The following is a 5545-nucleotide window of genomic DNA, read 5'->3' on the forward strand; positions in this document are numbered from 1 at the left end:
CCGGGGCGGCGCCGGGTCACTCGGAGGGGGCCCAGTAGTCCGTGAGCGTGGCCACGCCGGGCTCGACGCCCTTCCAGTGGCCGTCGTAGGAGAGCAGGGCGAAGGCGGCGGCGGGGAAGCCACGGCGGTTCATCCGGGCGCGCGCGTCGCCCGCGGCCGAGCCGGCCAGGATCTCGGCCAGACCGTGCACGCCCGGGTTGTGGCCGATGAGGATCACGTTCCGCGCCTCGTCCGGCAGCTCGTTGAGGACGGCGATCAGCTCGCCCGGCGAGGCCTCGTAGATCCGCTCCTCGTAGACGGTCTTCGGCCGGTGCGGCAGCTCCTGGACGGCGAGCTTCCAGGTCTCGCGGGTGCGGATCGCCGTGGAGCACAGGGCCAGGTCGAAGGTGATGCCGGTGTCGGCCAGCTTGCGTCCGGCGACAGGGGCGTCCATGCGGCCTCGCTCGGCGAGTGGGCGCTCGTGGTCGGGAACCTGGGGCCAGTCGGCTTTCGCATGCCGGAAGAGGACGATCCTGCGGGGTTCTGCGACGCTCATGAGATCCAGCTTCGCATGAAACGGGCCACCCGGCGCAGGGAGTTGACATGCGGATTCACCGCGTGAGGAGGCTTGCCGTCAGCGCGTGACGAGCCGCTGGACGCGCTCCAGCAACCGCGCGATCGCCGGATCGCCGCCGGCCGCCTGGGCGTCCGACGGGTTGAGTATCAGCGCGAGCAGCGCGACGAAGGCGAGGGCGGGCAGGGCGAGCGCCCACCAGGGCAGTCGGGTGCCGGCGCCGCCCGTGGTCGCCGGGTGGGGCCGGGAGGGGGTGCGGGCCGGCATGGTCGCCTCCGTGGGTGAGTCTTCGAGGGCATGGACCGCCTCGCGCGGTCACCTCTCGAAGCTACGGAATCCAGGGCCGCCAACCCATCCGGATTCCCACCCAGTTGACCCTGACCCCGGCCCCCTAGGGGATGGTGGTGCCGGCACCACCATCCGGCAGGGACACGCCGTCATGGCCGGACGGGAAACGTCCTCGGTGTCACGGGGACGCGATGATGGCCACCACGGCGATGATCACGAAGATGGCGAGGAACGAGCCGAAGACGAGCAGCATCTTCTTCTGGCCGTTCTGCGGGTTCGGGTCGAGCACAGGCTGCATGCGTCCAGTCTCGCACCCCGCCTCCCCCGCGGCGGCGCCGGGGCACCCCGGTCGGGTCAGCGTGTCGCCTCGTCCTCGACCGTGCGGTCACGGCCCGCGATGAAGCCCACCACCATCTGCGGCACCATCAGCGCCGCCATCAGGGCGATCGGCAGTCCCCAGCCGCCGCTCTGCTGGTAGAGCACGCCGACCAGCAGCGGGCCGGGGATGGAGATCAGATAGCCCGTGCTCTGGGCGAACGCGGACAGCTGGGCCACGCCCGGGCCGCTGCGGGCGCGCATGCCGACCATGGTCAGGGCGAGCGGGAAGGCGCAGTTGGAGACGCCGAGCAGCAGGGCCCAGGCCCAGGCGCCGCCGGACGGCGCGAGGTACAGCCCGGCGTAGCCGGCGAGCCCGCAGGCGCCCAGCACCAGCACGATCGGCCCCTGGTGGGGCAGGCGGGTGGCGACCCGGGGGATGACGAAGGCCAGCGGCACGCCCATCACCATGGTGACGGCGAGCAGCACACCGGCGGTGCCGGCCGGGACGCCGGCGTCCCGGAAGATCTGCGGCATCCAGCCCATCGTGATGTAGGCGGCCGTGGCCTGGAGGCCGAAGAAGACGGCGAGCGACCAGGCCGTGCGGCTGCGGGTGATGCGCAGCGGTGCCTGCTCCGGCGCGGTGCCGGGCGCCGGCTCCTGGGTCGGGGTCTCGGCCGGGCCCCGGTGGCGGAGCAGCGGCAGCCAGGGCAGGACGGCTGCGGCGGCTATGGTCGCCCACACGACGAGGCCGGACCTCCAGTTGCCGCCCATGGCGTCGGTGAGCGGGACGGTCAGCGCGGCGGCGAGGGAGGTGCCGGCGGCCAGGGCCATCGAGTACAGGCCGGTCATGGAGCCGACCCGGTCGGGGAACCAGCGCTTGACGATGACCGGCATCAGGACGTTGCTGACGGCGATGCCCATCAGGGCGAGCGCGCTGGCGGCCAGGAATCCCGCCGTGTTGCCGAGGTAGGGCCGTACGACCAGGCCGGCGGCGATGGCGGCCATGCCGGCGCACACCACGGCGGCCGGTCCGAAGCGGCGGGCCAGGCGGGGTGCCGTCACGCCGAAGACGGCGAAGCACAGCGGGGGCACGGAGGTGAGCAATCCGGCCACGCTGCCGCTCATGCCGAGCCCGTCGCGGACCTCTTCGAGGAGGGCGCCGAGGCTGGTGATGGCCGGCCGGAGGTTGAGGGCGGAGAGCATGATGCCCACGACGACCAGCCGGGTCGCCCACGCGCGCGTGCGGCCCGCGCCGGGGGTCGTCTCTGGGGTGTTCGTCGCGGCGGCCGCACCGCGTGGGGTCGGTGTCATCGCCGTACGGGTCTCCACTGTCCGGGTTTCCTCACTAGCCATAAGGCCCATCATAGAATCATAGGATGATTGCCTGTCCATCCCCGGAGCGTCCGCGCCCGGTCCTTACGTGCGAAGGTGTGCCATGCCCTTGAGCCACCCCCGTCGTTCGGCGCTGTCCGAACAGGTCATCGCGGAACTGCGCAACCAGATCGCCACCGGCGAGTGGCCGGTCGGCTCCCGTATCCCCACCGAACCGGAACTGGTCGAGCAGCTCGGTGTCGCCCGCAACACCGTCCGCGAGGCCGTCCGCGCGCTCGCGCACAACGGTCTGCTGGACATCCGCCAGGGCTCGGGCACGTACGTCGTGGCCACGAGCGAACTGGCCGGCGTGATGCACCGCCGCTTCGCCGACGCCGACCCTCGGCACATCGCCGAACTGCGCTCCACACTGGAGTCGGCCGCGGCGAAGCTGGCCGCCGAACGGCGCACCGAGAAGGACCTCAAGCAGCTGGACGCGCTGCTCGTGCGGCGCGAGCAGGCGTGGGAGACGGGCGACACCGAGTCCTTCGTGGCGGCCGACGCCACCTTCCACCTGGCGGTGGTGGCCGCTTCCCACAACGACGTGATGACGGCGATGTACGCCGATCTCGGCGAGGTGCTGCGCGACTGGCTGCGCGCGGACGTCGGGGCGGAGCTGACCCCGGAGACCCACATGGACCACGCGCGCCTGGTGGACGCGATCCGCGCGGGGGACGCCGAGGCGGCGGCCGGGGAGGCCGCGAGCTATCCGTTCCTGTGCAATCCGGGCCGGTTCAGCGCGCCTTCTGGTGGCTGATCCACACCGAGCGGACCTCCTTCCAGCACCGGCCGGTGAGCCGTACGGTCATGGCCGGCCAGGCGTCCGCCGGGGCGCTGTCGGTGTCTATGTCCCACCAGCGGGCGCACTCGATGTGCAGCCGTACGCGGTCGATGTCGACATAGGGGTTGTGGCAGTAGGCCACCACCTGGGAGCCGCGGACGGCCGTACCCACCCGCCGCTGGAGGACAGCCACCGGGGCGCCCGGATCGCGGTGCATACCGTCGACGGGCACCCGGCGCACCCGGTGCACGGCCCCGGTCGCGGGGTCGTAGTCGCCGACCCGAAGCGTGGTGCCGCCCACGTCGACCACGGTGAACATCTCGTCAGCCGGTCCGCCGCTCATCCGTCCCCTCCTCGAAGACCAGCAGCCGCAGCTCCCGCTCACCGTCGTTGAGCAGGCCGTGCTCGCCGTAGGGGCTGTTGACGACCACATCACCGGGACCGACCCGGAACTCCTCGCCGTCGAGGTACATCAGGCCGTCGCCGTCCAGCACGATGTAGGTCTCGCGGTCGGCGCCGTGCCGGTGCCGGCCGATCGAGGTGCCCGGCGGCAGGACCGCCAGGTCGATGAACTCCGCGCCCGGGGAGCCGGGGCGGCGGGCGAAGACGCGGTGGGCGAGGATCGTGCCGAGGCCGCCGTGGTCCCGCTCCTTGCCGGTCAGCAGTTCCCGCAGGTTGACCACGGCCTCAGGCATCGCGCCGCTCCCCGTCCGCCGCCAGTGCCGCCAGCGCGGCCGCCAGGACGTCCGCGGGGACGTCCTCCAGCTCTTCCACGAAGGCCGCCTTGCCGATACCCGTCGGCACCACGAGGTGCAGCTTGCGGCCCCGGCGCTGCCAGGAGGCGCGCAGGGCCTGCGTCATCAGCTCCGGGGTGCAGGTGGCGGGATCGAACACCGGCAGCCCGATCCGCCGCAGCAGCCGGACCACCCGGTCGCAGGTCTCCTCGTCCGCCAGGCCGAGCAGGCGTGCCAGATGCGCGGAGAGCGCCATGTCGACGGCGACCGCCTCGCCGTGCTCCAGACGGTGGCCGCCGGCCGTCTCCACCACCGGGCTGAAGGTGTGGCCGAAGTCCACGAGCCGGGCCAGTTCGTGTTCCCGGAGGTTGGGGCAGAGCTCCTCCATCATCAGCCGCATCGACGTGCGCAGGATGTAGGTCTCCAGCTCCCCGTGGGAGTGGTGCGCGCCGCCGCTGTCGGCGTCCGGGCGCCGGAAGGCGTCAGGGTGCCGTTCCAGCGCCCGGAACAGGTCCTCGTCCAGGATCACGGCCATCTTCACGATCTCGGCGAGCCCGCAGCGGATCTCCCGGTGCGGCAGCGTCGCGAGGAAGGACGGGTCGTTCAGGGAGGCGTGCGCCGGATGGTAGGCGCCGAACATGTTCTTCGTCCGCAGGGCGTTCACACCGGTCTTGACCCCGACCCCGACGTCCACCTGGCCGACGAGGGTGGTGTTGACCTTGATGTAGCGGACGCCGCGGGCGTAGATGGACGCGGCGAAGCCGATGACGTCGGCCACGATGCCACCGCCCACGGCGAGCATCACGCCGTGCCGGTCCAGCCCGTCCGCCTTGGCCAGCGCGCACACGTGCTCCGCCGCGGCGAGGGTCTTGTGGTGCTCACCGGTCGGTATCACATGCAACGACCACTGGCCGGGCCGGACATGCGCCTCCAGATAGGCGCGCAGCCGGTCGCCGTAGAGCCGGTCGACGGTCGCGCTGACGAAGGCCACGACCCGGCGCTCCCCGAGGTGGCCGGCGAGCAGCGTGTCGGCCGGATCGAGCACTCCGGTGGCGAGGTCGACCCGGTAGCGGGTGCCGTCCGGCGCGCTCAGGTCGAAACCGCCGGAATCCTCGCGGACCCCTGCCGGCGGATGCCCGACCCGGTCGAGAACCTGGCTTGTCATCTCTCTCCTCACGTGGTCTCACCGCGCCGCGAAAGGTGCCCGAACACCCGGGACACAGCCGCCACCAGGGGCTGTCCGGGCAGGTCCTCCAGCGGTACGGGACGGTCCTGGGCGTCGCTCACGGGCAGCCGCCAGTTGGGGTACACCGCGGACGTGCCGGGGATGTTCTGGGACCGGCGGTCGCCGGTCGCGTCGGGCAGCCAGACACCGAGCAGACGCGCCGGTGTCCGGCACAGGAAACGGTGCAGCGCCACCACGTCACCCTCCGGGTCGGGCAGCAGGCCGAGCCGCTCCAGCTCCGCCAGCCAGCCGTCGCGCTCGGCCGCGGCCGCGGC

8 protein-coding genes and 1 pseudogene are annotated in these 5545 nt (G+C 72.5%); 1 reads left to right on the forward strand and 8 read right to left on the reverse strand.

The annotated features are described in order from the left end of the window. Positions 1-16 precede the first annotated feature (16 nt). The 4 genes from H5J33_RS21825 to H5J33_RS21835 form a co-directional block, all read right to left on the reverse strand. Positions 17-535 carry a histidine phosphatase family protein gene (locus tag H5J33_RS21825; RefSeq protein WP_181796611.1) on the reverse strand — a complete coding sequence of 173 codons (519 nt, stop codon included), beginning with the start codon at positions 533-535 and terminating at the stop codon, positions 17-19. A 78-nt stretch (positions 536-613) separates the two neighbouring features. Next, positions 614-820, reverse strand: a complete 207-nt coding sequence (locus tag H5J33_RS21830) for a hypothetical protein (RefSeq protein WP_181796612.1) — start codon at positions 818-820, stop codon at positions 614-616. Positions 821-1019: 199 nt separating this feature from the next. Continuing rightward, the gene (locus H5J33_RS37650; protein WP_258565284.1) at positions 1020-1139 is read right to left on the reverse strand and encodes an SGM_5486 family transporter-associated protein; all 120 of its coding nucleotides are present in this window, start codon (positions 1137-1139) and stop codon (positions 1020-1022) included. A gap of 56 nt (positions 1140-1195) precedes the next feature. Beyond that, a complete protein-coding gene (locus H5J33_RS21835) occupies positions 1196-2512 on the reverse strand; it encodes a CynX/NimT family MFS transporter (protein WP_399552899.1) in 1317 nt (438 codons plus the stop codon). Between the two features lie 82 nt (positions 2513-2594). On the opposite strand from H5J33_RS21835, the gene H5J33_RS21840 reads away from it, so the two are divergent. Next, complete coding sequence (locus tag H5J33_RS21840; RefSeq protein ID WP_181796614.1) at positions 2595-3287, forward strand: FadR/GntR family transcriptional regulator; 693 nt, start codon at positions 2595-2597, stop codon at positions 3285-3287. On the opposite strand, the gene H5J33_RS37655 is transcribed toward H5J33_RS21840, so the two are convergent. From H5J33_RS37655 to H5J33_RS21860, 4 genes and pseudogenes are all read right to left on the reverse strand, one after another. Further along, the gene (locus tag H5J33_RS37655; RefSeq protein WP_258565286.1) at positions 3265-3654 is read right to left on the reverse strand and encodes a hypothetical protein; all 390 of its coding nucleotides are present in this window, start codon (positions 3652-3654) and stop codon (positions 3265-3267) included. The genes H5J33_RS21840 and H5J33_RS37655 overlap by 23 nt on opposite strands. Then, positions 3635-4006, reverse strand: a complete 372-nt coding sequence (locus H5J33_RS21850; protein ID WP_181796615.1) for a cupin domain-containing protein — start codon at positions 4004-4006, stop codon at positions 3635-3637. Before H5J33_RS21850 ends, H5J33_RS37655 begins: the two co-directional genes overlap by 20 nt. Then, a complete protein-coding gene (locus H5J33_RS21855; protein WP_181796616.1) occupies positions 3999-5210 on the reverse strand; it encodes a sedoheptulose 7-phosphate cyclase in 1212 nt (403 codons plus the stop codon). Before H5J33_RS21855 ends, H5J33_RS21850 begins: the two co-directional genes overlap by 8 nt. Before the next feature lie 8 nt (positions 5211-5218). Beyond that, positions 5219-5545: pseudogene (locus H5J33_RS21860) on the reverse strand (4-alpha-glucanotransferase); the annotation flags it as partial.

It is taken from the genome of Streptomyces sp. WELS2 (assembly GCF_013870595.1).
Classification (GTDB): domain Bacteria; phylum Actinomycetota; class Actinomycetes; order Streptomycetales; family Streptomycetaceae; genus Streptomyces.